The following is a 25,360-nucleotide window of genomic DNA, read 5'->3' as shown; positions in this document are numbered from 1 at the left end:
TGGTCGATCGTCCAGCGGGCCGGTCCGACCGGGCTCGAACTTCGACAGCCGTGTCGAAGTTCGCCGACGGGCCGGGCTATGCTGTCCGGAGCCTGGGAGGAAGCACCCGCCCCGTCGACGAACGCGCCCGCGCGGCGCGCCCGACCGGAAGGAGGCGAGACGCATGGACACCAGCAGTCCGGGCCGCCGGCACCGCCGACCCCGCTCCGGAAGCCCCGAGTCCGCCTCTCCCAGACGGTGAACCGGCCCTCCGCGCAACCAGCCTGACGCCACGTCACAACCAGGGCCCCGCGGGCTCCGCCACGCCGCCCACGGCCGCCCTCACCCCACCCCGGTCCGCACAGCCGCGGAATGAGGCACCCCATGACGACGTCCCGGCCCTACCCGCGCCCCGGCGAGGCCGCGGTCCTGCTCACCGTCCTCGCCCTGCTCGTCGCCGAGGAGCTCGCCCTCGGCCTCGCCGAGGAGGAGGACCGCCCCGTCATCCACGCCATCCTGATCGGCGCCTCCGGCTCCGGCCTGCTCGCCGTCGGCGCCGTCCTGTTCGGCCGCTGGCTCGACGCCCGCCGGCCGCTCCCGCTCCCGCCGCCCGGCCCCAACGGCCGCGAGTACAGCGCCGAGGCGCTGCACGACTTCCCGATGGACGCCGTCCGGCCCCTCCTGCTCTGCCCGCACGCGCCCCAGCTGGGCCAGCTGTACTCGGCCTGGATGCTCGCCCGGACCGGCCGCAGCGCCCCCTGGATCGCCCGCCGGCTCGCCGTCCCGCTGGACGCCGCCCACCTGCTGGTCGACACCGCCCGGGGCCGCGGGCCCGGTCAGCGCCGCTGACCGGGCGCCCCCGCGTTCACCTGCGCGAGCAGGAACGGCACCAGTCCGCGTTCGGCCAGCGCGGCCCGCCAGGCGTCCCGCGCCGAGGCCAACTCGCCCACGGCGGCGGGCTCCTGGCCGGCCTCGCCCGCACCGGAGCGCGAGGCCGCCCCCAGCAGCCCGAACCCGCCCACCGCCAGCGCCACCGCCGCCACCCCGGCCGCGACCCACCCGGCGCCCACCAGGGCGTGCCCCAGCACCTCCACGTCCTCGTCGAGCCCCAGGACGTACCCGAGCAGCAACAGGACCCCGGCGGCCGCCCCGGCCACCACCGGCACGATCACCGCCAGCACCCCCCACCACCCGGCGACCCGCCCCCGCTCCGGGCCGTCCACCGGGAGCCGCGCCACCGCATCGGCGTCCGCGCGCAGCGCCGCGTACCGCTCGTACTCCGGGGCCGCGGCCGCCAGGACGAACTCCGCGTTCTCCCGGGCGCTGCGCCGCAGCCGCTCGACCCCGCCCGCCTCGCCGCCCGCCGCCCGCAGGGCCGCCCGCACCTGCGGCCCGGCGAGCACCCGGCCCAGCACCGTCTCGAAGTCGGCCCGGTCCTGCTGCGGCAGTCGAAGCGGCCTGTCCATGCGCGTCCCCGTTCCCTCTCCAGCTTGTTCTACAGCACTGTAGAACAAGCTGGCGCCCGACAGCAGCCCTGCTCACCCGCCCACCCCGGCGCCCGGCGCCCGGAATCGGGCCCGGCACCCGGGCCGGGGGTTCTTATGACAACGGCATTGACGTGTTTGCGCGGCACCGGTTTCATGACCGCACCCCCCGCACACCCCCCACGACCAAGGCGGTGATCCGTTGGCATCGACGGTGAACGACGAGAGTGCCGGTCCGAGAGCGGACGCGAGCCGTGTCGAGATGCGCAAGTCCATCGGGCTGCTGGACGGGGCGGCGATCGCCGCCTCCAGTACGGCGGCCACCAGCAGCATCGGCATCGGCCTCGGGCTGATGGCCGGCGTGGTCGGTCTGCACCTGCCGGCGATCATGCTGCTGGCCTTCCTGCCGGTGCTGGCCATCGCCGGCGGCTACGGGCGGCTGAACGCCGTCGACCCGGACGCCGGGAGCAGCTACCGCTGGGTGGGCCGCACGCTCAGCCCCTGGCTCGGATTCCTGACCGGCTGGGTGAACACCGTCGGCACGATCGTCTTCATGGCGTACACCACGACCGTCACCGGCTCCGCCGTCATCCAGCTGCTCGACGAGGCGCACCTGCGCAGCGTCGCCGGGCTGCGGCTGGACGCGGACTCCACCGTGCAGTGCACGCTGCTCGGCCTGGTCGTGCTGGTCGGGGCGGCGCTGGTGGCCGTGCGCGGGCTGGACCTCGCCGCCCGGCTGCAGAAGGCGCTGCTGGTCTTCGAGTACGTGGTGCTGATCGGCTTCTGCGGGTACGGGCTGTTCGCCGGCGACCAGCCGTTCTCGCTGCAGTGGTTCAACCCGTTCGACATCCCGTCCTTCGACGCGCTCGCCCAGGGCATGGTGCTCGCGGTGTTCTGCTACTGGGGCTTCGAGTCGGTGTTCAGCGTCGGCGAGGAGGTGCGCGACCCCCGGGACGCCTCGCGCGGCGGCATGGTCGCCCTGGTGGTGATGATGCTGCTGTTCCTGCTCGCCGGAACGGCCTTCCAACGGGTCCTCCCACTGGGCGAGTTGGCCGACAACGGCGCGCACGGGCTGACGTACTTCGGCGCCGCGCTGGCCCGCCAGCCGCTCGCCGCGCTGCCCCTGATCGCCCTGATGTTCTCCGCCGTCGCCTCGCTGCAGTCCTCGGTGATCCCCACCGCCCGCGGGATGTACGCGATGGGCCGCGACGGCGTCCTCGGCCCGGTCTGGACCCGGCTGCACCCGCGGCACGCCACCCCCGCCGTCGGCACCCTGCTGATCACCGGCGTCGCCGCGCTGCTGGCCGTGGCCTCACTGGTCATCCCGACCGTCAACGACCTGATATCCGCCGCCGTCAACGCGATCGGCATCGTCGTCGCCCTCTACTACGCGCTGACCGCCGTGGCCGCGGCCGTCCGCTTCCGCCACCTGCTGCGGGCCGGCGTGGGCGAGGCGCTGCGGGCGGTGGTCGGTCCGCTGCTGGGCGCCGCGGCGCTGCTCGCCGTCGGCGGCTACCTCGCCTGGTCGTTCTACGACTCCGCCGACCACTTCGAACTGGCCGCCGACAACGGGTGGTTCGAGCTGACGGTGACGGCGTTGATGGTCGTCACCGGGCTGCCGGCCGCGGCCTGGGCCCGCTGGCGGCGCCGCTCGCCGTACTTCCTGCGCGACGCGGGCTGACGCCCGGCGGCCGCCGGACGCCCCACCCTGATCCCCCGAGAACGGAGCACCACCCATGACCGATGCCGATCTGGTCTTCACCCACGGCCCGATCCACACCGGTGACGCCGCCCGCACCCGGGCGACCAGCCTGGCCGTGACCGGACAGCGGATCACCGCCGTCGGCCACGACGAGGTCCGGCAGCTGATCGGGCCGGGCACGGAGGTCGTGGACCTCACCGGCCGGCTGCTGCTGCCGGGCTTCCAGGACGCGCACGTCCACGCGGTCTACGGCGGCTCCGAGCTGGCCGGCTGCGACCTCACCGGCACCGTCGGCGTCGCCGACTACCTGGAGCGGATCCGCGCCTACGCCGAGGCCAACCCGGAGCAGGCCTGGATCACCGGCAGCGGCTGGTCGATGGAGAGCTTCGACGGCGGCCTGCCGAGCCGCCGGCTGCTGGACTCGGTCGTCCCGGACCGCCCGGTGTACCTCACCAACCGCGACCACCACGGCGCCTGGGCGAACACCCGCGCCCTGGAGCTCGCCGGCGTCACCCGGGACACCCCCGACCCGGCGGACGGGCGGATCGAGCGCGAGGCCGACGGCACCCCGGGCGGCACCCTGCAGGAAGGCGCCACCGCGCTCGTCGCCAGGCTGGTCCCGCCGTCCACCGCCGCCGACCGGCTCGCCGGGCTGCTGCGCGCGCAGCGGCTGCTGCACTCGCTGGGCATCACCGGCTGGCAGGACGCGCTGCTCGGCGAGTTCAACGGGCAGCCCGACCCGTCCGACGCCTACCTGGCCGCCGCCCGGGCCGGCACGCTCACCGCCCGGGTCACCGGGGCGCTCTGGTGGGACCGCGAACGGGGATCCGAGCAGATCCCCGAACTCGTGGCCCGCCGCAGCGAACTGAGCCACGGCCGGTTCCGGGCCGGCTCGGTGAAGATCATGCAGGACGGCATCGCGGAGAACTTCACCGCCGCGATGACCAGCCCGTACCTGGACGGCTGCGGCTGCGCCACCGCCAACTCCGGCCTCAGCTTCGTGGATCCGCTCGCCCTGCGCGGCCACGTCACCGAGCTGGACGCCCTCGGCTTCCAGGTGCACTTCCACGCCCTCGGCGACCGGGCGGTGCGCGAGGCGCTGGACGCGGTCGAGGCCGCCCGCGCGGCCAACGGGTGGCGGGACACCCGGCACCACCTCGCCCATCTGCAGGTGGTCCACCCGCAGGACGTCGACCGCTTCGCGCGGCTCGGCGCGATCGCCAACATCCAGCCGCTGTGGGCCGCCCACGAGCCGCAGATGGACGAACTGACGATCCCGTTCCTCGGCCCGGAGCGCGCCGCCTGGCAGTACCCGTTCGGCGCGCTGCAACGCGCGGGGGCGACCCTGGCCGCGGGCAGCGACTGGCCGGTGAGCAGCCCGGACCCGCTGGCCGGCCTGCACGTGGCCGTCAACCGGATGGAGCCGGGGGCCTCCGACGGCCGGGTCTTCCTGCCCGAGCAGCGCCTCGACCTGGCCTCCGCGATCGCCGCCTACACGGCCGGGTCTGCGCACGTGAACGGCCACGACGACGCGGGCGTCCTAGCGGCCGGGCGGCTCGCCGACCTGGTGGTCCTCGACCGGGACATCCTCACCGCCCCGGCCGCGGAGATCGCCGACGCCCGGGTCCTGCGCACCTACGTGGGCGGGGAGTTGGTCCACGCGGCGGACTGACGAGCCGCCCCGGCCGCTTCTCGCCCGCCGCTCCCGCCTCCGGCCGCACCCCGGGCACGCCGCCGGCCGCCACCCGCACGTCGGGTGGCGGCCGGGGCGGTCCGGCGGGGTCAGGAGGCCGGCGCCGGGGCGACGGCGAGGTTCACCGCGCGCGCGTCGGCGGAGGCCGGCGGCGTGGAGCCGATGTCGGCGACCGTGGCGATCACCGTCGCGGGTGCGCCCGGGATCCAGTTGACCGTCTTGGACTGGACGATCAGCTGCCGCTGCTGCGGCGTCCCGTCGCAGACGACGTCGGCCTCGGCCGTCCGACTGGAGCCGAAGGCGATCGAGGAGGAGTCCTCCGGGTCCTTCTGCTCCACCGAGACGGTCAGCGAGCGGGCCCCGCCGGCGACCCCGCAGAGGTAGCCGACGTTGAAGCGGACCCGGCCGGGGATCTTCGGGTCGATCAGGACGTCGCCGATGGTGACCGCCGTGGCGGGCGGCACCGGGTCCGTGACCGGCACCGGGTCGGTCGGTGCCGGGTCCGTCGGCCCCGGGTCGGTCGGCGCCGAGGGATCGGCGACCGGCACCGTGACGGGCGCCGCGGCGGCCGGGTCGGAGCCGGGATCGGGGTCGGCGGCCAGGGCCGGCGCCGTGAGGCCGGTGAGGGCCGTGGTGAGAACCGTCAGGACGAGCCACCGCTGCACTGCCAACCTCCCGGATCCGAGGACGTGTTGCGGCCGACGCTAGCCTCCCGGCCGTCGGCCCGCGCGCCGAGCCGTCCGGTCGTCGCACGGACGGCCCAGCGGCCCCGGGGCGGGCCACGGACCTCAGCGCCGGCGCAGCCACACCGCCCAGGTGAGCACCGAGCATCCCAGGTACGCCGCGAGGAAGCCCAGGTAGGCGGCGTCCCCGTTGTGGCTGGCCAGGAAGGACTGCCGGAACGCCAGGTTCACCAGGACGCCCCCGAAGGCCCCCACCGCGCCCGCGAGGCCGATCAGCGCGCCGGCGCGGCGCCGGGAGTCGGCCTCGGCGGCCGCCGGGTCGGCCCCGGCCGCGACCGCCGCCCGCGCGAGGGCCTGGTAGTGGGCGGGGATCATCTTGTACGTCGAGCCGTTGCCGATGCCGCTGAGCACGAACAGGGCGATGAACCCGCCGAGGAACAGCGGCAGCGAGCCGGCCCGGGAGGCGGTGATCACCACGGCCGTCCCGGCGCCCATGGCCGCGAAGGTGGCGAGGGTGACCCGGGCGCCGCCGAAGCGGTCCGCGAGCCGCCCGCCGACCGGGCGCAGCAGCGAACCCAGCAGCGGCCCGAGGAAGGTGAGCGCGGCGGCCTTGACCGGGGTGTCGAAGCGCGCGTGGAACTGCACCTGGAGCACCTGCCCGAAGGCGAAGCCGAAGCCGATGAAGGAGCCGAAGGTGCCGATGTAGAGGGTGGAGACGGCCCAGCCGTACGGGTCGCGGGCGACCTCGCGCAGCGCCCGGCCCTCCCCCGCCGGGGAGACGGCGAGGTTGTCCATCCGCCACCACGCCCCGGCCGCGGCGAGCACGATCAGCGGCAGGTAGATCAGCGGCAGCAGCCGCGGGTGGGCGGCGCCGGCGGTGGCCAGCACGAGGAGGCCGAGCAGTTGGACGGCCGGGACGCCGAGGTTGCCGCCGCCGGCGTTGACGCCGAGCGCCCAGCCCTTGAGCCGGTGCGGGTAGAAGGCGTTGATGTTGGCCATCGAGGAGGCGAAGTTGCCGCCGCCGACGCCGGCCACGCAGGCCACCGCGAGCAGCGTCCCGTAGGAGACCCCGGGTTCCAGCACCAGGGCGGCGAGCGCGGCGGGGACGAGCAGCAGCAGTGCGCTGACCACCGTCCAGTTGCGCCCGCCGAAGCGGGCGACGGCGAAGGCGTAGGGCAGCCGCAGCAGGGCGCCGAGCGCGGTCGGCAGCGCGGTGAGGGTGAACTTGCCCGCGGTGTCGATGTGGTACTCGGGCCCGAGGAACAGCACGAGGACCGACCACAGGCTCCACACCGAGAAGCCGATGTGCTCGGAGAGGACGGAGAAGACCAGGTTGCGCCGGGCGATCCGGGCCCCGGCACGGGCCCAGAACTCCTCGTCCTCCGGATCCCAACCGCTGAGCGCTGCGGGCTGTCTGACGTCGGCGACGGTGGTCATGCCGCCTCTCCTTCCGGGGCGAGTCCGTCCGGGGCGATCCGTACCGGCCAGCGGCGCAGGACGGCGGGAGCGCCGTCGGGGGCGGTGTCCTCGTCCAGGCAGCGGCCGTCGGTGAGATCGTAGACCTGCTTGTACATCGGCGAGATGAGGGTCGGCCGGTCGCCGCGGCTGCCGAGCAGACCGCGGGAGAGCACCTGCGCACCGCTGAACGGGTCGAGGTTGTCGACGGCGTACAGCGTGCCGGCGGCGTCGCGGAACAGCGCGATCTGTCCTGCGGCGGGGAGCAACACGGCCACTCCGCGGCCGGGTTGCAGGTCCTCCAGGGCGCAGGCGGTCCGCCAGGCGGTACCGTCGTGGATCTGTACGGTCACGGGGTGACCACCTCCAGTCGGGCCCCGGCGATCAGGACCGGGGCGGTGAGGGTCTGTCCGGCCTCGCCGGGGCGGGCGGGGCGGATCTGGCCGCGTTCGGGGACGAAGGTCACCGCGGGGTCGGGGGTGCCCGGGGCGTTGACGAAGGAGGAGAAGCGACGCATCCGGTCGGGATCGGCGAGGGTCTGCGCCCATTCGTCCTGGTAGGCGCCGACATGACGGGCCATCAGGTCGTCCAGCTCGGCGGCGATGCCGAGCGAGTCGTCGAGGACGACGGCCCGCAGGTGGTCGAGGCCGCCCTCCAGTCGCTCCAGCCAGACCGAGGTGCGTTCCAGCCGGTCGGCGGTGCGGATGTAGAACATCAGGTAGCGGTCGATGGTGCGGATGAGGGTCTCGCGGTCGAGGTCCGCGGCGAGCAGGTCGGCGTGCCGCGGGGTCATGCCGCCGTTGCCGCCGACGTAGAGGTTCCAGCCGGCCGAGGTGGCGATGACGCCGAAGTCCTTGCTCTGGGCCTCGGCGCACTCCCGGGCACAGCCGGAGACGGCGGACTTGAGCTTGTGCGGGGAACGCAACCCCCGGTAGCGGAGCTCCAGTTCGATGGCGAGGGCGGTGGAGTCCTGCACCCCGTAGCGGCACCAGGTCTCGCCGACGCAGGACTTCACGGTGCGCAGCGCCTTGCCGTAGGCGTGGCCCGACTCGAAGCCGGCGTCGACCAGCCTGCTCCAGATGACCGGGAGCTGGTCCACGGTGGCGCCGAAGAGGTCGATCCGCTGTCCGCCGGTGATCTTGGTGTAGAGGCCGAAGTCCCGGGCGATCTCGCCGATCACGATCAGGCCCTCGGGGGTGATCTCGCCGCCGGGCACCCGGGGCACCACCGAGTAGGAGCCGTTGCGCTGGAGGTTGGCCAGGAAGTGGTCGTTGGAGTCCTGCAGGGCGCCCTGCTCGCCGTCCAGGATGTGGCCGTTGCCGAGGCTGGCCAGGATCGAGGCGACGGTGGGCTTGCAGACCTCGCAGCCCTCACCGGAGCCGTGGCGGTCGCGCAGCTCCGAGAAGGTCGTGGCGCCGGTGACCCTGGCGATCTCGTACAACTCGGCGCGGGTGTGGGCGAAGTGCTCACAGAGCCCCTTGGCGGTGCTGACGCCTGCGGCCTCCAGCTCCTCGGTGACGACGGTGCCGAGCTGCTTGAGGCAGCTGCCGCAGCCGGTGCCGGCCCGGGTGCACTTCTTGACCGCGGCGACGCCGTCGCAGCCCTGCTCGCGGACGGCCGCGCGGACGGCGCCCTGGGTGACGTTGTGGCAGGAGCAGAGCACCGCGTCGTCGGGCAGCGCCACCGGGCCCGCGGCGCCGAACCCGGCCGGCAGCACGAGCTGTTCGGGGGCGACGGTGAGCGGCTTGCCGGCCACCGCGAGCGGGCGCAGGGTGCCGTAGGCGTCGGTGTCGCCGACCAGGACGCCGCCGAGCAGCGCGCCGTCCGCGCCGATGACGAGCTTGCGGTAGACCCCGCTGCGGCTGTCGCTGTACAGCACGTCGAGCGCGCCCTCGGCGCTGCCGTGCGGGTCGCCGAAGCTGGCCACGTCGACGCCGAGCAGCTTCAGCTTGGTGGAGGTGTCGGCGCCGGTGAAGCCCTCGCCGAGCCGCCCGGCGCCCTCGCCGTCGAGCTCCGCCAGGGTGCGGGCCGCGGTCTCGGCCATCTGGTAGCCGGGGGCGACCAGGCCGTACACCCGGCCGTCGGCGGCCTGGGCGCACTCGCCGACGGCGAGGACGGCCGGGTCGGCGGTGCGGCAGTGCGCGTCGACGACGACGCCGCCGCGCTCGCCGACCGGCAGGCCGCAGTCGCGGGCCAGCTGGTCACGGGCGCGCACCCCGGCCGAGAACACCACCAGCCCGGCGGCGAGTTCCCGCCCGTCGGAGAGGGCCAGGCCGCGCACCCGCCCGTCCGGGCCGGTCAGCACGGCGCTCGCGCCGGCGCCGGTGTGGACCGTCACGCCGAGGTCCTCGATCTTGCGGCGCAGCACCGCGCCGCCGCCGTCGTCGACCTGCACGGCCATCAGACGGGGCGCGAACTCGACCACGTGGGTGGCCAGTCCGCCGGCCCGCAGGGCTCCGGCCGCCTCCAGTCCGAGCAGCCCGCCGCCGACCACCACGCCGGTGCCGGCCGTGGCCGCGTCCTCCCGGATCGCGGCCACGTCCTCGACGGTGCGGTAGACGTGGCAGCCCGGGGCGTCCTTGCCGGGCACCGGTGGCACGAACGGCACGGATCCGGTGGCCAGTACCAGCGCGTCGTAGCGGACGGTCGCGCCGGAGCGGGTGGTGACGGTCCGTGCCGTCCGGTCGATCGCGGTGACCGGGTCGCCCAGGCGCAGGTCGACGCCGTGCTCGGCGACGAAGCCGTCCGGGCAGAGCGAGAGGTCCTCGGGGGTGCTGCCGTCGAACAGCGAGCTGAGGTGGACCCGGTCGTAGGCGGGCCGGGGCTCCTCGGCGAGCACCGTGACCCGCCAGCCGCGTGCCGCGGGCTGCTCCGTCCAGGCTTCCAGGAAGCGCTGGCCGACCATGCCGTGGCCGACGAGGACGAGGTCCCGGATCCGGTCGTGGGTGCTTGTCGTCATGCCGGAAATCTGACCGCCCGCTGTTTCCGGTCCGGGTCACGGGTGTTGCGGGCGCGGTACGCCTCGCTCACGGCGCCCGGGCCACCGGGTGCGCTCCCGGACATCCGCCGTAACCGGAGCCCTGGTTTCGCTTACCTGTGGGTGACGGCCGGGCAACGCCCCCGTAACACGCGCACCGCACGCTTCCCGGCATGGCAACCCTCACCCAGCCAGGACCGCTCACCGGCTTCACCGTCGGGGTCACCGCGGCGCGCCGCCGCGAGGAGCTCAGCGCCCTGCTCAGCCGGCGCGGCGCCCAGGTGGTCGAGGCCCCGGTGCTGCGCATCCTCCCCCTCGCGGACGACCTCGCCCTGCGCGCGGCCACCGACCGCTGCCTGGCCGGCCCGCTCGACTACGTCGTCGCCACCACCGGCGTCGGCTGGCGCGGCTGGATGAGCGCCGCGGAGGGCTGGGGCCGGGGCGCGGAGCTCGCCCTGGCCTGCCGGGGCGCGATCGTGCTCAGCCGTGGCCCCAAGGCCACCGGCGCGGTGCGCGCCAGCGGGCTCGACGAGGGCTACTCCCCCGGCACCGAGGCCACCGACGAACTGCTCACCTGGCTGCTCGCCCGCCCGCTCGCCGGGCGCCGGATCGCCGTCCAGGAGCACGGCGTGCGCCTGGACTCCTTCGCCGCCGCGCTGCGCGAACGCGGCGCCGAGGTCATCTCCGTCCCGGTCTACCGGTGGGCGCAGCCCGAGGACCCGGGCGCGGTGCGGCGCCTGCTCGACCAGACCGTCCGCCGGCAGGTGCACGCGCTCACCTTCACCAGCGCCCCCGCCATCACCGCCCTGCTGGCCACCGCGGAGACCGAGGGCCTGTACGAGGCACTGGTCGACGCCCTGCGCACCGACGTCCTGCCGGTCTGCGTCGGCGCCCTGTGCGCCCGGCCGCTCACCGACCTCGGCCTGCCCGCCGTCCACCCCGAACGCGGCCGGCTCGGCTCGCTGGTCCGGCTGCTGGCCGACACCCTGCCCAACCGCGGCAGGCGCGAACTCGCCCTGTCCGGAACGGTCCTGACGCTGCAGGGAAACGCCGCCCTGGTCGACGGCGAGAGCCACTGGCTCAGCCCGCGCGGCGCCGCCGTCCTGCGCGCCCTCGCCGAACGGCCCGGCCGCGTCCTCAGCCGCGCCGAGCTGCTGCGCGCCGCCTGGCCGGACGCCACCGCCGACGAGCACGCCGTGGAGGCCGCCGTCGGCCGGCTGCGGGCCGCGCTCGGGCCGCACGCCGCCCTGATCCGCACCGTCCCCAAGCGCGGCTACCGCCTGGCGGCGGGCTGATGCCGCCCGTCCTGCTCGCCGTCGCCCACGGCAGCCGGGACCCGGTGGCCGCCGCCTCGACCCGGTCCCTGCTCCGGCTGGTCCGCGCCCTCCGGCCCGGACTGACCGTCCGCTGCTGCTTCCTGGACCTCGCCCGCCCCTCGCTCGGCGACGCCCTCGCCCGGCTCTCCGGTGCGCGGCCGATCCTCGTCCCGCTCCTCCTCGGCACCGGCCACCACGTGCGGGTCGACCTGCCCGCGGCCCTGGCCGGCGCCCGTCTGCCGCTCTCCCACCTCGCCCCCGCGCTCGGCCCCCACCCGCTGCTCGCCGACGCCCTCGCCGACCGCCTCGCCGAGGCCGGCGCCCCGCCCGGCGCCCCGGTGGTCCTCGCCGGCGCCGGCTCCACCGACCCGACCGCCCTCGCCGACACCGCCCGGATGGCCCGGTTGCTCGCCGCCCGCCTCGGCGGCACCGTCACCCCCGCCCACCTCTCCGCCGCCGAGCCCACCCCGCACCGGGCCGTCGCCGCCCTCCGGGAGGCCGGTCACCCCCGCACCGCGCTCGCCAGCTACCTGCTCGCCCCCGGCTTCTTCGCCCGCCGCGCCGCCACCACCGCCGCGACCTGGACCAGCGCTCCGCTGTCCGCCCACCCGGCCGTCGCCCGCCTCGTGCTGCACCGCTACGACGAGGCCCGGGAGGCGGCGGCGCTGCGCCCGGCGGCCTGAGCGGCCTGGCCGTCCGCCCGCCCGGGCGACGCACCACGGCCCGGGCCCGGGCCGCCACCGGAGCGTGCGACGGCCCGCCGCGCTGCTGCGCGCGACGGGCCGGGGGGCCGGGGCCGGGGCCGGGCTGACGACCGGCGTCAGCTGAGCGTCCGCACCGCCGCCGCGTCGTACGGCTTCAGCTCGGAGAACCGGTCGCCGAGGACCTTCGCCGCCCACTCCGGGTCCTGGAGCAGCGCACGGCCGACCGCGACCAGGTCGAACTCGTCGCGCTCCATGCGGTCCAGCAGGTTGTCGAGGCCCTGGACCGGCGCGCCCTCGCCGGCGAACGCGTGGATGAAGTCGCCGTCGAGGCCGACGGAGCCGACGGTGATCGTGGGCCGGCCGGTGAGCTTCCTGGTCCAGCCCGCCAGGTTGAGGTCCGAGCCCTCGAACTCCGGCACCCAGTAGCGGCGGGTCGAGGCGTGGAAGGCGTCGACGCCGGCCGCGGCGAGCGGGGCCAGGATCGACTCCAGCTCCTCCGGGGTCTCGGCGAGCCGCGCGTCGTACGCCTCCTGCTTCCACTGCGAGTAGCGGAAGATCACCGGGAAGTCGGCCGAGACCCGCTCCCGGACCGCGGCCACGATCTCCGCCGCGAACTTCGTGCGGGCCACCGGGTCCCCGCCGTAGGCGTCGGTGCGGCGGTTCGTCCCCGCCCACAGGAACTGGTCGACGAGGTAGCCGTGGGCGCCGTGCAGCTCGACGCCGTCGAAGCCGATCCGCTCGGCCGCCGCGGCGGACTCGGCGAAGGCGCCGACGACCTCGTCCAGGTCGCTCCGGGTCATCGCCCGGCCGGCGCCCTCGGTGCCGTCGAGGCGCAGGCCGGAGGGGCCGACGGCGGGGGCGTCGGCGTAGGGCGGCTCTCCCTGGTTGCGCACCATGCCGATGTGCCACAGCTGCGGCACGATCGTGCCGCCCGCCGCGTGCACGGACTCGGCGACCTTCGCCCACCCCGCCAGCTGCTCCTCGCCGTGGAACCGGGGCACCCGGTCGCTCTGCCCGGCGGACTCGTGGCCGACGTAGGTGCCCTCGGTGACGATCAGGCCCACGCCCGCGGCCGCACGGCGGGCGTAGTACGACTCCACGTCCGCGCCGGGGACGCCGCCCGGGGAGAACATGCGCGTCATCGGCGCCATCACGATGCGGTTGGGGACGGTCAGGCCGTTCAGGGTGACCGGACGGGAGAGGATCTCGGCCGCGCGGGAGGCGGCGGACGCGGTGACGGTCATGGGTGTTCCTCGCGGGTAGCGGACGTTATGTGCACGTGCATGGAATACGTGCGGTTCCAACCGCCACGGCGTCCGGCGCATTTCGCGCACCGGGCGATCCGCGGTGTGATCCGCGGCACTCCCCCGCGGGCCGCCGCCGCCCGTCAGGCGTCACGGCACCGCGGCGCGCTGCCGGGCGGCGCCACCCGCCTCGACCGGCGCCCGAGGCGGCCGTGAGCACGCCGCGCTAGAACCGTCGGCGGGCCGCAACTCCCGTTGCCCGCCCGGTACCGCACGCCCCGTCGTTCCCGTGCCACCCCCTCGTCCGGCCTCGACCCTGGGAGAGACATGCCCGCCGCACACACCCGCCCCGTCCGTCTGGTGCTCGCCGCACTGGCGGCCCTCGTCCTGCTGCTCTCCGGCGCGGTCGCCGCCACCCCGGCGCAGGCCACCACCAGCAGCCTCGACGGCGCCTGGGCCTGCGACGTCCCGGCCGGGTACGTCTACGACCAGGTGTCGATGAACCGCTCCTGCAGCGGCGGCGGCAGCTGGAACTCGCCGCAGTTCCACCTGCGGACCCCCGTCGACGGCCTGACGGCCTGCAAGAGCGCGCCCGGCTTCGTCTACGACGCCATCACCTGGGGCAGTGCCTGCAGCCAGATCTCCGGCGTGACGTCCAACCAGTACCACCTGCGCAAGCCCTACGACGGTCTCACCGCCTGCATGGGCACGCCGGAGTTCACCTACGACTACCTCACCTGGGGCACCGCCTGCAGCCTCACCCAGGGCGTCCAGTCGAACGCCTTCCACCTCCGCAAGCCGGTCAGCGGCCTCTGGGCCTGTGACGTCCCCAGCGGCTTCACGTACAGCCAGACCACCCAGAACTACGACTGCAGCACCTACCGGGGCGCCACCTCCACCAAGTTCCTCCTGCTCGGCTGACCACCGCGCGCCGAAGGGCGGGAGCGGGAGGTCGGCCGGTCCGACGTCCCGCTCCCGCCCTCGGCGTGACACCCCGGGTCGGACACGCCCTAACGGCCGGCGGCCGCCTCCGCCCGTGCGTCGGTGGCGCCGTCCTCGTCGTGGCGGTGCCGGCCGTCGCTGCGGTCGCGCCGGAGGGTGAAGCGGTCGAAGAGCACCGGCACGGGGAACGGGTCGGCGACGGTCGCGGGCGCCGAGTGGTAGTAGCTGACGGTGATGGTGGTCCGGCCGCCCGGCAGGGTGCCCGGGTCGACGTCGAACACCGCGACGCCGTGGGGGAAGGCGGTGTCCGGGTCGATGACCGCGGACCAGTGCGCCTTCTCCTTCGCGTCCGGGTCGGCCTTGAAGGTGAGGCGCTGGGTGCGGACCGAGGCCTGCCGCACGCCGTCGGGGTCGGTGGGCAGGTAGACGTCGTCGTGCCCGGCGGTGCCGCCCCCGCCGAGGATCAGGTGGACGGTGCCCTTGGAGGTGTCGATCAGGCGCGTGTCGTCGTCGGCGACGGCCGGGGTGAGCAGGCCGCCGGGCTCGGTGCCGCGGACCGGGTGGGTGCGCTCGTAGTCGTGGTCGTGACCGGCCAGCACGAGGTCGACGGAGTAGCGGTCGAGCACCGGCAGCAGGTGCTCGCGGATGCCCATGTCGCCGCCGTGGCTGGCGGCCGAGGAGGACATCGCGAACTGGTGCAGGTTGACGACGATCCAGTCCACCTCGCGGCCGCGCCGGGCGCGTGCCAGGACCCGCTCCAGCCAGCGGAGTTGGGCGCCCTCGCTGTAGCCGCTGATGTAGATGGACAGCCCGGTGGCCGGGTCGATGCTGGCGTCGTCCTCGACCGCGATCTCGTTGCCGTCGAGGCTGACGAAGAGCACCGCGCCGATCTGGAAGCTGTACCAGGTGCCGCAGTGGTCGCGGGTGCCGTTGTCGGGGAGCTCGAAGCGGGTCAGGTAGGAGGCGTAGCCGAGGTCCCCGCCGCCGGCCTCGACCTCGTGGTTGCCGGGCGCGGGCATCCACGGGCGGTTCGCGGCGGAGGTGGACAGGTTGTTCATGAACGCGTTCCAGCACTGCGGCTGGAGGTCCGTGTTGTTGTTGGCGTAGGCGAGGTCGCCGTTGAGGAGGTGGAACAGCGGCGCGAACCGCTCCACCTGGCGGACGGCCGCGGCGCCGTGGATCGAGGACTTCTTGAACACGCCGTCGCCGGTGCCCAGGTCCCCGAAGCTGGTGAAGCGGAAGGCGGCCCGGCCGCGGGCGGGGGCGGTGCGGAAGGTGCCGCGCACCGGGTCGGAGCCGTCGTGCAGCACCTCGTAGACGTAGGTGGTGTCGGGCCGCAGGCCGTCCAGACGGGCGTGGTGGGTGTAGGTCTCGACCTTGTTGAGCCCGTCCACGTAGGTCCGCGTCTCGGCGTCGACGCTGTGGCCGGCGCCGCCGCGCGGGGTGCCGATCCGGACCCGGGGCCGGCGCACGCTGCCGGCGGTCGCCCAGGAGACCGTCATCTCGCGGGAGGGCTCCTCGCCCCACTGCAGGTGGATCTGTTCGGGGCCGGGGGTGCCGGCGATCGCCGGCCGGGTCCACAGCAGGGTGGACGCGGGCAGCGCGGCGAGGGCGCCGGCCGCCGTACCGGTGCGCAGGACCGTCCGGCGCGAGGGGCGTGCCGGGGGCGCGGGGTGCGCCGGGTGCGCCGGGTACGTGGGGTGCTCCGAAGGGTGTGCCACTGCCGCCTCCTGGGCTCGGGGAAACGCCCAGGAGAGTCCCAGCCGGACGGGAACCGGCGCGCCACTTCGGACGGTGCGGCCGGCGAACGGCAGTTGAACGCTCGGCCGCGGTCCCGCCCGGACCGCGGCCGCACCGGGCCACGGGCCCCCGGCACGGGCCCGCGCCCTGGCACCCCACAGGGGAGGTGGAAGCTGGCGCCGGGGTCCAGGGGGTCTTGCAGGGTGCCGGTCGTGCACCACGCGTGCGGCTGTCGCCCAACCGCCTCTCGGCCCCTCGGTAAGGAGTGCCCCGGCGGCACCCTTCGCGGCGTCGCGGCCGAGCCTGCCAGATGCCCCGAGCTGCGACAAGACGTCGGCCGTACCCCCTACTCCACGTCCGCCGCCCGCCACTGCGGGTGCTCGTGCCCACCCGCCCGGGGCTGACGGATCGTTTCCGGTCAGCTTCGGCGATCTTTCGGTCCGGACCTGCCGCCGACCGATCGTCCGCCGCTAGGGTGCGGCGCAGCCCCGCCCTCCTCTGCTCCTCCCTCCCCGCGCCGTCCCGACGGCCGGCTGACGACGATCGGAACGGTGTCGCCGTGACCAGGATCCTGCGCCGACTGATGACCCGCTTCGGAAGGGCCGCCGCGGTGGTCGCCGTGCTGGCGGCCGCCCTCACCGGCACGACGGCCGGCACCGCCTCCGCGGCCGGCGGCTGGAGCTGCTCCGGGGCGCCCGTCCCGGCCGGCTACGTGATCACCATGTACAACGCGAGCGGCTGCAACAACCACGGCTCGTGGTACCAGCAGCCCGCGCAGAACCGCCTCTGGACCTGTTCGGGCTCCCCGATCGTCTCCGGCTACGTGCTGACCAACTACAACCCCCAGGGGTGCAGCGGCGTCGGCGCCTGGTTCCAGGAGCTGGTCCGCAACGGCGTCTGGACCTGCCCCTACTCGCCGATCCCGGCGGGCTACCGCAGCACCAGCTACGACGCCGGCGGCTGCAACGGCCTGGGCGCCTGGCTCACCATCAAGGCCTGACCCCGCGGAACGGCCCGGGCCGGGGTGCCGGCCCGGGCTCGGGGCGCCGGTCCTCCGGGAGGCTCGCCAGGCCCCTCCCCGCTCCGTCCGCCGCGCCGTTCCCGCCCGGATCCCGAACGGATCCCGCGCGGATCCCGAACGGCCGGTACGGCCGGATGGCCGCGGGCCGGCGGGGTGGTCCGGCGCGGCCGGGCGGGTGACCTGCCGGACGTGTCGGCGGCGGCCCGCCCCACTCGGCGTGCGTCGGTTGGGAGTGCGCCGCCTCCGGGCGGTGCAGGCCCTGTTCCCGAACCTGAGAGCCGCCCATGCCTGCCACCGCGTGTCTCCGACGTCTCCTCCCCGCCGCCCTGTGCGCCGTCGCCGTCGCCGTCGCCGCCCCCACGGCCCAGGCCGCGCCACCGGGCCGCGCCACCGGATCCGACCCCGGCGGGAGGCACGGCGGCAGGTACGACTGGGAGAGCGTGGCGGCCTGCGAGAGCAGCGGCGACTGGCACGTCAACACCGGCAACGGCTACTTCGGCGGCCTCCAGTTCGACGCCCCCACCTGGCGGGAGTACGGCGGCCTCGCCTACGCCCCGCGCGCCGACCTCGCCAGCCGCGAGGAGCAGATCGCGGTGGCCCAGCACCTCGCCGCGAAGCGCGGCCTCTCGCCCTGGCCGGTGTGCGGCGCCCGCGCCACCCGCGACCACGGGCGCGCGCACGACGAGGCCCTCCCCCTGCCGGCCGCACCGGCCGCCGCGGCCCCGGCCACCGCCCCGACCACCACCCCGACCGCCGGGGCCGGCACCTGGACGGTCCGCGAGGACGACACCCTGGCCGACCTCGCCGACGCCCTGCGCGTGCCCGGCGGCTGGCCCGCCCTCTACGCGCTCAACCGCGCCGCCGTCGGCGGGGACCCGGACCTCATCCAGCCCGGACTCCTGCTGCGCCTGCCCTCCTAGGGAGCCGTGAACGCCGTCGGCCCGCCCGGTCCGCTGTGGACCGGGCGGGCCGACGGCGTTGCCGCGGGTGCAGGGGCCGGACGGGCGCCCTACCCGACGTGGACGCGGGGGCGGCGGGAGCGGTCCGGCTCGGCCTCGCGCAGGACCTCACGGGTGACGGGCGCGACCTCGCCCTGACCGAACAGGAAGAACCGCAGGAACTGGGCGAAGGGGTTGCCCTCGGTCCACTCGAAGTAGAGGTGCGGCTGCTGGCCGGTGCGGTCGCGGACGGTGAGGGCGAGGGCGGCGATCGCGTTGGGGATGCTGGAGCTCTCCAGCGTCAGCACCCGGTAGCGGCCGTGCAGCACCTCGCCGCGCACGGTCAGCGCGGCCTCGAAGTCGGAGGCGTCCCGGACGGTGACCTCGACGAAGACCAGGTCGTCCTCACCGGGGATGTCGTTGTCGGCGCGGATCTGGCGGATCTTGTCGCGGTACTCGGCGACGTCGCGGTGGGTGGGCTCGTTGGCGATCAGCCGCAGCGGGCGGTGCGCGTAGTCCCTGACGAAGCGTTCCGCCACCTCGTCCAGGGCCACGTCGGTGACCCGCAGCTCGAAGGCCCGCCGGAGCCTGGACAGCAGCGAGACCAGGATGATGCCGGCGATGAAGCAGGCGCCGATCTTCAGACCGTCGGGGCGCTCGGTCACGTTCAGCACCGTGGTGTAGAGGAAGATCACCGCGATGATCGCGAAGGCGGTGGTCCAGCCGCGCTGGCGCGCCTTGTACGCGGCGATGGTGACCGCGATCGCGGCCGAGCTGATCAGCACCAGCACACCGGTCGCGTAGGCGCCGCCCTGGGCGTCCACGTCGGCGTGGAAGATCCAGGTGACCAGGAAGCCGATCAGGGTCAGCACGATCACCATCGGCCGCACCGCGCGCGCCCAGTGCGGCGCCATGCCGTAGCGCGGCAGGTAGCGGGGCAGCAGGTTGAGCATGCCGGCCATCGCGGAGGCGCCGGCGAACCAGAGGATGGCGATGGTGGAGAGGTCGTAGACGCTGCCGAAGGCCCCGCCGAGGTATTGGTGCGCCAGGTAGGCCAGCGCGCGGCCGTTGGCGTCGCCGCCCGGCTTGAACTGGTCGGCCGGGATCAGCAGCGTGGTGATGAAGCTGGTGGCGATCAGGAAGCAGCTCATGATCACGGCGGCGGTGGTGAGCAGCTTGCGGGTGCCGCGGATCCGGCCGGTGGGCTTCTCCTCGGTGTCGTCCGGGTCGCCCTCGATGTGCGGCATCACGGCGACACCGGTCTCGAAGCCGGACAGGCCCAGCGCGAGCTTCGGGAACACCACCAGCGCGACGCCGACCATGAGGACCGGGTTGCCGTGCTGGGCGGTCAGCGCGTCGGTCCAGTCGGTGACGACGTGCGGGGCCTCGACGACCTTCCAGAGGCCGACGGCCACCACGACCACGTTGAGCACCAGGTAGATCCCGACCAGGACGACGGCCAGGCCGATCGCCTCGCCGAAGCCCTTGAGGAAGACCGCTCCGAGCATCGCGACCAGGACCAGCGTGATCAGCACCTGCTTGCCGCCCAGGACGCCGGTCAGGTGCGGGTTCTCCACCAGGTGCGCGCTCGCGTCGGCGGCCGACAGCGTGATGGTGATCAGGAAGTCCGTCGCCGCGAAACCCAGCAGTGCGAGGACGAACAGCTTGCCCTTCCAGAACGAGAGCAGCCGCTCCAGCATCGCGATCGAACCCTCGCCGCGCGGGCTCTCCTGGGCGACCCGGCGGTAGACCGGCAACGCTCCCAGCAGGGTGACGACCACCAGCACGATCGTCGCGATCGGCGACAGCACACCCGCGGCCAGGGCGGCGATGCCCGGCTGGTAGCCGAGCGTCGAGAAGTAGTCCAGGCCGGTCAGGCACATCACCCGCCACCAGCGCTCGCCCTTGTGGGCGCCGGAGTCCCCCGACTCCGCCCCACCGTGCCCGGAGCCCTCGGCGGCCTCGGCGGCGGAGGGCTTCTCCGCGGACACGTCCTCCAGCAGCCAGTTGCGCAACCGTATTCGCGCCGACGACGGATCCGCCGTCGCCGTGTCCGTCGACCCCGACGAAGCCACCTTGCACCTCTTGTTTAAAGACCCCGTAAAAGCGCCGTCGGGCGACGGCAGTGCGCCAGGCTATGCGACGGGCGTCAAGGAATCGTCATCGGCCCGCGTTAAGAAAGCGTCATTGCTCCGCAGGTCGCGGCGGGTGGCACGGCGGGGGCGCGGGGGTGCCGCCGGAGCCCGGCACCGGGCGGGACTCCCACGGCACCGCGGCGGGACTCCTGCGGGGGGGGCGAACGGCGAGAGCGGGACCCGGGCGAAAGGGCGCCGGGGCGGGCCCCCGCCGAGCAGGCGCCGGAGCGGGACGGACGGACGGACGGCCCCGCCCCGGCACCCGCCGGTCAGGCCCGGTACCCCAGGACGGTCATCATGCCCGCCTCCGCGTGGTACACGTTGTGGCAGTGCACCATCCACAGACCCGGGTTGTCGGCGTCGAAGTCGACCGCCAGCGTCTCGCCCGGCAGCACCACCGCGGTGTCCTTGCGGGGCCCGTCACCGGCCAGCGCGAAGCTGTGCCCGTGCAGGTGGACGGGGTGCCACATGCCCGTGGTGTTGCGGAACTCCAGCCGGACCCGCTCCCCCGCCGCCACCGGATGGCGCTGCGACGGCTCGTACCGGCGTCCGTTGAACGCCCAATCGGCCTTCGCCATACCGCCGGTGAGGTCCAGTCGCACCGTGCGGTCCGGCGCCCTGGCCGGCAGCCGCACCGCCGGATCGGCCTTGAGCCGCGCCGCGGTGACCAGCCGCCCGTCCAGCTCGACCGGGCGCACCGAGGCGTCCGGGGCCGTGCCGCCACCGGTGCGCAGCAGGGCGAGCGCGGTGGCACCCTTGCCCTCGGCGAGCGCGGTGAGCGGGAAGACGCCGTCCTTGACGGTGACCAGGACGTCGTAGCGCTCGCCCATGCCGAGCAGCAGCGCCTGGGTGGTGGTCTGCTCCACGGGGAAGCCGTCGGTGTGGGTGACCGTCAGCTCGTGGCCGCCGAGGGCGACCCGGTAGGCGGTGTCGCCGCCCGCGTTGACCAGCCGGATCCGCACCCGGTCGCCGGGCTTGGCGGTGAAGGTCTCGGGTGCGGCCGCCAGGCGGCCGTTGACCAGGTGGAAGGGGTGGGCGACGTCGCCGGCGTCGCCGCCGAGCAGGGCGCTGCGGGCGCCCATCAGCATCCGGGAGGGACCGGTGGCGCCGGCCGTGCCGGACATCCCCGGCATGTCGTGGCCGCCCGCCGCGTGGTCCGTCCCGCCCGCGCCTGCGGCGAGTTCGGCCAGGACGGCGTCCGGGGTGCTGCCGTCGACGCCGTCCAGCCAGTCGTCCAGGACGACGACCCACTCCCGGTCGTAGCGCAGCGGCTCCCTCGGGTCCTCGACGATCAGCGGCGCGTACAGGCCGCGCTCCTGCTGCACCCCGGAGTGCGGGTGGAACCAGTGGGTGCCCGGGTGGCCGAGCGCGAAGCGGTGCTCGGCGGCGGCGCCGGGCCGGACGGCCTCCCGGGTGAGGCCCGGCACGCCGTCCATGTCGTTGCGCAGCGCGAGACCGTGCCAGTGCAACGAGGTCGGCTGCGGAAGGTGGTTGGCGAGGGTGACGGCGAGGGTCTCGCCGGCGGTGGCGCGGATCTCCCGGCCGGGCAGCCGGTCGCCGTAGGCCCAGCTCCTGACGGTCCGGCCGCCGAGGTCGAGCGTCGTCTCGGTGGCGGTGAGGGCGACCCTGCGCTCGGGTCCGGGCCGGCGCGCGGCCTCGGCGGCGGCGACCTCGGGGCCGTCGGGGGTGACGAAGCCGCCGGGGGCGGTGGTCGTGGCGGTGGCGGCCGGGGCGTTCGGGTCGCTCGCGCCGGGCGGGACGGGCGTGCCGTTCGGGCCGGAGTGGCCCATGGCGGAGTGGTCCATGCCTCCCGTGCCGCCGGAGGAGCAGGCGGTGAGCAGGCCGGTGCCGGCGGCGGCGAGCGCCGCGCCGAGCAGGGTACGACGGGTGGGTGTGCGCATGACGGAGTGCACCTCGTGCGGTGGTGTGGGTGAGTCGGACGACGCGTCGGCCGTTCCGCGCGCGGGCACGGGACGGCCGGCGCGCGCCTACTGACGCAGCACCGACAGCCGGGCGAGGAGGATCCGCCCGCCCCCGGGCGGGGGCAGCGCGCGGACGGCCGCCAGCAGCCGGGCCCGGACGGCGGCCGCGGCGTCGCGGTCGCGGTGCGGCAGCGGGCCGGCGGCGAGGAGCAGCAGCGTCCAGGCCACGAGGACGGCGAGGCAGACGGACATCGGGTCGGTACCGGCCGCCGCGGGGTGGGCGGTGGCGGAGCCGGCCGGCCGTCCGGCGGTCGGCGGGTGCGGCGCGGCGGGCTCGCCGGGCTGCGCGGCCGTCGCCCGGTGCGGCGCGGCGGCGGCCGCGTGCCCCGGGGCGCCCGTGCCGTTGCCACCGGGACCGTGCCCGCCCGCGGGGTGGCCGAGGGTGTGCATGGTGACGAGGCCGAGCAGCAGGGCGGCGAGGAGCAGCAGCCGCAGTGCCCGGGGCGCCGGGGGCAGGGCGAGCCGGGCCGGCCCGAGGGGTCGCGACCGCGCCATCCTCCGCCTCCCGACCGTCCGTGCCTCCGACCGAGGCCGCCCACGTACCCCCGCAGGGTATCCCGAAGGCTACCCGGAGCCGGGCCGTCCACCCGATCCGGGGTCAACTTCGTTCACCCTCTTGGCAGGTGCAATTTCACATTGCTATGTTACGCAGCACCCCAAGGGCACCGACGACCCCACCGTCCGCCCCGGCCCCACCCCACCCCCCGGCAGTCCCGGGCCGGAAACCCACGGCACTGCCGCCTCGCACCGCCCTGCCACTTCCCCCACCAGGAGTACCGGTGTCAACCTCCCGTGTCGCCAAGCGGGTCCTGCTCGCCGCCACCATGGCCGCCACCCTCACGCTGCCCACCCTGCAGACCGCCCAGGCGCTCACCCCGGCCGCCACGACGGCCACCGCCCCCACCTCCGGCGCCACCGCGTCCACCGCCGGAAGCCCCGTCGGCGCCGACCAGCGCACCGCCTACGACGACGCCGACCACCTCGGCAGCGCCGCCGCCCGACCCGGCTCCGCCGCCCCGGCCCCCGGCGGCGGCTCGCTCGGCGGCTCCCCCGTCCCCGGCCTGCTGCCCGACCGCGTCGGCGCCCCCGCACCCACCGCCGCCCCGGCCTCCCCCGCCACCGCCACCGCCGCACCCACCACCCGCGCCGGCGTGCCCTGCACCGTCGACGGACTGACCGGCCTCGGCGCCGACCAGCTGGTCGCCTTCCTCACCGACCCGGCCGTCACCGCCGACGGCTGCCTGCGCGGCATCATCTGGACCTGGGACGCCCGCTTCACCACCACCATGGACAACGCCCACGTCCAGGCCGTCGCCCACCGGATCACCCAGCTGTCCGCCACCGACGACGGCAGCAACGCCTCGCACCTCTACGAGCTGTGGACGTACCTGCACGCCACCGTCTACCACGGCTTCAGCCACCACGAACTGAACGTCACCGACCCCGGCACGCTCGCGGCCCTCCAGGAGGCCGTCACCGCCTACACCGGCAGCGCGCACGCCTTCGACCGCACCGACCTCGCCGCCGACATCCTGCGCGAGGCCACCATCACCGCCGGCGCCGACGGGCTGCGCCAGCACAACCTCGGCCTCGCCCGTCGCCTGCTCGGAGTCCTCGCCCCCGGCACCACGGTCGCCGACAGCTCCGCGTGGGGCAACGCCGTCCTCCAGGCCCTCAACATGAACTACCTCGGCGTCGCCAACCAGGACCCGGCCTACCTCGCCGCCGTCACCGCCGACGGCGACTTCCGCGCCGCGATCCGCGCCTACGCCGGCTGGGGCCACCTCAAGGGCACCGCCAACGCCTGGGCGGCCCGCGACGCGATGGGCGAGTACGGCCGCCTCGGCCAGGTCGCGGCCCTGCACGACGGCGTGGTCGCCGAACTCGGCGCCCTGCTCACCACCACCAAGGCCACCTTCGGCGAGTGGTCCGACCCGTGGGCCAAGCTCATCGGCTGGGCCAACACCTACGGCGTCTGCCAGCAGTTCGGCGTCTGCGTCGCCGACCTCGAGAAGCGTCTCTTCCCCAACACCTACACCTACGACAACGGCGCCATCGAGGTCCGCACCGCCCTCGACAAGGCCACCGTCGACCAGATGTACTACGCCAGCAAGCAGGTCAAGAGCCAGTTCCTGCGCGTCCTCGGCACCGACCAGCCGCTCGCCGGCGACGTCAACAGCACCCTGCACATCCAGCTCTACGCCTCCCGCGCCGACTACGAGGTCTACCACCCGATCCTCACCGGCTACAGCACCAACAACGGCGGCATCTACATCGAGCGCGGCGCCACCTTCTACACCTACCAGCGGCGCGTCCCGCAGGACTCCACCCTCACCCTCGAGGAACTCTTCCGCCACGAGTACGTGCACTACCTCAACGGCCGCTGGGCGGTGCCGGGTTACTTCGGTGACACCCGCTGGTACGCCGGTGACCGGACCACCGCGATGGACGAGGGCACCGCCGAGTTCTTCGACGGATCCACCCGCGACCAGGGCATCCGGGTCCGCAAGTCGCTGGTCGCCAAGCTCGCCTCCGACGAGGCCTCCGGCATCCCCCGGATGACCATCGCCCAGATCCTGCACGCCGGTTACGACGACACCCCGGCGTTCCACTTCTACAACTACGCCGGCACCTTCTTCGAGTTCCTCTGGACCGCCCACCCCTCGCTGCTCCGCGAGATGTACGACCACCAGCGCGCCGACGACCCGGCCGGCTTCGACGCCTGGCGCGAGCGCCTCGGCGCCGACGCCGCCCTGAACCGCGAGTACTCCGCCTTCCTCGACGCGCAGATCAAGGACGTCGACCACCTGTACGTGCCGTCCACCTCCTTCACCGCCAACGGCTCGCTCGACCTCGCCTGGGCCTCCGAGGTCCGGACGGCCTTCGCCGCGGCCACCCAGAACACCCCGGACTGCAAGGACAACGGCGACTGGGCCAACAAGCCGATGCGCTTCGTCTGCACCGGCCGCATCACCGCCAACCTCACCGACGCCACCGACCCGGACAAGGTCTTCAAGGACATGTCCGACACCGTCGACTACTTCGTCCTCGCCCGCACCAGGGACGTCGCCGGCGCCGACAACCTCAACGACATGAACTGCACCTTCGGCAAGGTCGACGTCTGGCCCACCGGCCGGGCCGGCACCGCCGACTACACCTGCGAGGGCCCGCTGCGCCGGTAGGCCCTCCCCTCGACCCGGCCCGGTGCGGACCGTGTGGGATCCGCACCGGGCCGACCGGGCCGCCGCACGGCCACACCGCCCGCCGGCGCCGGGCGGGCCGCGCGGCCCCCGAAGGCCGGGCGGCGGGCCCTGCACCCGCCGCCCGGCCGCCACCGCGACCGCGGCCCGAATCCGCCGGCCGGA

19 protein-coding genes are annotated in these 25,360 nt (G+C 75.1%); 9 read left to right on the top strand and 10 right to left on the bottom strand.

Going from position 1 to position 25,360, the window contains the following annotated elements:
- Window positions 1–363 precede the first annotated feature (363 nt).
- On the top strand, window positions 364–828 hold the full coding sequence (locus tag AB0N04_RS02540; protein WP_360214882.1) for a hypothetical protein: 465 nt from the start codon (window positions 364–366) through the stop codon (window positions 826–828).
- Here AB0N04_RS02540 and AB0N04_RS02535 read toward each other — a convergent pair.
- The gene (locus AB0N04_RS02535) at window positions 816–1,445 is read right to left on the bottom strand and encodes a hypothetical protein (protein ID WP_360214885.1); all 630 of its coding nucleotides are present in this window, start codon (window positions 1,443–1,445) and stop codon (window positions 816–818) included. The two genes, AB0N04_RS02540 and AB0N04_RS02535, sit on opposite strands and share 13 nt — an antisense overlap.
- Window positions 1,446–1,725: 280 nt before the next feature.
- Between AB0N04_RS02535 and AB0N04_RS02530 the strand changes: the two genes are divergently transcribed.
- Window positions 1,726–3,144 carry an APC family permease gene (locus AB0N04_RS02530; RefSeq protein WP_360214888.1) on the top strand — a complete coding sequence of 473 codons (1,419 nt, stop codon included), beginning with the start codon at window positions 1,726–1,728 and terminating at the stop codon, window positions 3,142–3,144.
- Between the two features lie 55 nt (window positions 3,145–3,199).
- Window positions 3,200–4,837 (top strand): amidohydrolase, encoded by a 1,638-nt coding sequence (locus tag AB0N04_RS02525; RefSeq protein ID WP_360214891.1) that lies wholly within the window; start codon window positions 3,200–3,202, stop codon window positions 4,835–4,837.
- A gap of 110 nt (window positions 4,838–4,947) precedes the next feature.
- On the opposite strand, the gene AB0N04_RS02520 is transcribed toward AB0N04_RS02525, so the two are convergent.
- From AB0N04_RS02520 to nirB, 4 genes are all read right to left on the bottom strand, one after another.
- The gene (locus tag AB0N04_RS02520; RefSeq protein WP_360214894.1) at window positions 4,948–5,529 is read right to left on the bottom strand and encodes a hypothetical protein; all 582 of its coding nucleotides are present in this window, start codon (window positions 5,527–5,529) and stop codon (window positions 4,948–4,950) included.
- A gap of 117 nt (window positions 5,530–5,646) precedes the next feature.
- Window positions 5,647–6,978 (bottom strand): MFS transporter, encoded by a 1,332-nt coding sequence (locus AB0N04_RS02515; protein ID WP_360214897.1) that lies wholly within the window; start codon window positions 6,976–6,978, stop codon window positions 5,647–5,649.
- Window positions 6,975–7,349 carry a nitrite reductase small subunit NirD gene (gene nirD / locus AB0N04_RS02510; RefSeq protein ID WP_360214900.1) on the bottom strand — a complete coding sequence of 125 codons (375 nt, stop codon included), beginning with the start codon at window positions 7,347–7,349 and terminating at the stop codon, window positions 6,975–6,977. The genes AB0N04_RS02515 and nirD overlap by 4 nt, the downstream gene beginning before the upstream one ends.
- Window positions 7,346–9,955 (bottom strand): nitrite reductase large subunit NirB, encoded by a 2,610-nt coding sequence (nirB, locus tag AB0N04_RS02505; RefSeq protein ID WP_360214903.1) that lies wholly within the window; start codon window positions 9,953–9,955, stop codon window positions 7,346–7,348. The genes nirD and nirB overlap by 4 nt, the downstream gene beginning before the upstream one ends.
- Window positions 9,956–10,146: 191 nt before the next feature.
- On the opposite strand from nirB, the gene AB0N04_RS02500 reads away from it, so the two are divergent.
- The gene (locus tag AB0N04_RS02500; protein WP_363363057.1) at window positions 10,147–11,268 is read left to right on the top strand and encodes a uroporphyrinogen-III synthase; all 1,122 of its coding nucleotides are present in this window, start codon (window positions 10,147–10,149) and stop codon (window positions 11,266–11,268) included.
- Window positions 11,268–11,972: a sirohydrochlorin chelatase gene (locus tag AB0N04_RS02495; RefSeq protein ID WP_360214909.1), complete on the top strand. Its 705-nt coding sequence runs from the start codon at window positions 11,268–11,270 to the stop codon at window positions 11,970–11,972. The genes AB0N04_RS02500 and AB0N04_RS02495 overlap by 1 nt, the downstream gene beginning before the upstream one ends.
- A gap of 137 nt (window positions 11,973–12,109) precedes the next feature.
- On the opposite strand, the gene AB0N04_RS02490 is transcribed toward AB0N04_RS02495, so the two are convergent.
- On the bottom strand, window positions 12,110–13,237 hold the full coding sequence (locus AB0N04_RS02490) for an NADH:flavin oxidoreductase (protein WP_360214912.1): 1,128 nt from the start codon (window positions 13,235–13,237) through the stop codon (window positions 12,110–12,112).
- Between the two features lie 327 nt (window positions 13,238–13,564).
- Between AB0N04_RS02490 and AB0N04_RS02485 the strand changes: the two genes are divergently transcribed.
- A complete protein-coding gene (locus tag AB0N04_RS02485) occupies window positions 13,565–14,158 on the top strand; it encodes a hypothetical protein (RefSeq protein WP_360214915.1) in 594 nt (197 codons plus the stop codon).
- 89 nt (window positions 14,159–14,247) lie between these two features.
- On the opposite strand, the gene AB0N04_RS02480 is transcribed toward AB0N04_RS02485, so the two are convergent.
- Complete coding sequence (locus AB0N04_RS02480; RefSeq protein WP_360214918.1) at window positions 14,248–15,900, bottom strand: metallophosphoesterase family protein; 1,653 nt, start codon at window positions 15,898–15,900, stop codon at window positions 14,248–14,250.
- Window positions 15,901–16,478: 578 nt separating this feature from the next.
- Between AB0N04_RS02480 and AB0N04_RS02475 the strand changes: the two genes are divergently transcribed.
- Together AB0N04_RS02475 and AB0N04_RS02470 are read left to right on the top strand one after the other, a co-directional pair.
- Window positions 16,479–16,919, top strand: a complete 441-nt coding sequence (locus AB0N04_RS02475; RefSeq protein ID WP_360214921.1) for a hypothetical protein — start codon at window positions 16,479–16,481, stop codon at window positions 16,917–16,919.
- 305 nt (window positions 16,920–17,224) lie between these two features.
- Window positions 17,225–17,860: a transglycosylase family protein gene (locus AB0N04_RS02470; protein WP_360214924.1), complete on the top strand. Its 636-nt coding sequence runs from the start codon at window positions 17,225–17,227 to the stop codon at window positions 17,858–17,860.
- 89 nt (window positions 17,861–17,949) lie between these two features.
- Here the strand turns inward: AB0N04_RS02470 and AB0N04_RS02465 are convergent, their stop codons facing one another.
- From AB0N04_RS02465 to AB0N04_RS02455, 3 genes are all read right to left on the bottom strand, one after another.
- Complete coding sequence (locus AB0N04_RS02465; protein ID WP_360217925.1) at window positions 17,950–19,761, bottom strand: amino acid transporter; 1,812 nt, start codon at window positions 19,759–19,761, stop codon at window positions 17,950–17,952.
- 521 nt (window positions 19,762–20,282) lie between these two features.
- Complete coding sequence (locus tag AB0N04_RS02460; RefSeq protein WP_360217825.1) at window positions 20,283–21,914, bottom strand: multicopper oxidase family protein; 1,632 nt, start codon at window positions 21,912–21,914, stop codon at window positions 20,283–20,285.
- Between the two features lie 87 nt (window positions 21,915–22,001).
- On the bottom strand, window positions 22,002–22,490 hold the full coding sequence (locus tag AB0N04_RS02455; RefSeq protein WP_360217828.1) for a hypothetical protein: 489 nt from the start codon (window positions 22,488–22,490) through the stop codon (window positions 22,002–22,004).
- Window positions 22,491–22,774: 284 nt separating this feature from the next.
- Between AB0N04_RS02455 and AB0N04_RS02450 the strand changes: the two genes are divergently transcribed.
- On the top strand, window positions 22,775–25,177 hold the full coding sequence (locus AB0N04_RS02450) for a collagenase (protein WP_360217831.1): 2,403 nt from the start codon (window positions 22,775–22,777) through the stop codon (window positions 25,175–25,177).
- The last annotated feature ends 183 nt before the right edge of the window (window positions 25,178–25,360 follow it).

It is taken from the genome of Kitasatospora sp. NPDC051702 (assembly GCF_040681575.1).
Taxonomy (GTDB): Bacteria; Actinomycetota; Actinomycetes; order Streptomycetales; family Streptomycetaceae; genus Kitasatospora.
This window is presented reverse-complemented; position numbering and strand designations above follow the sequence as displayed.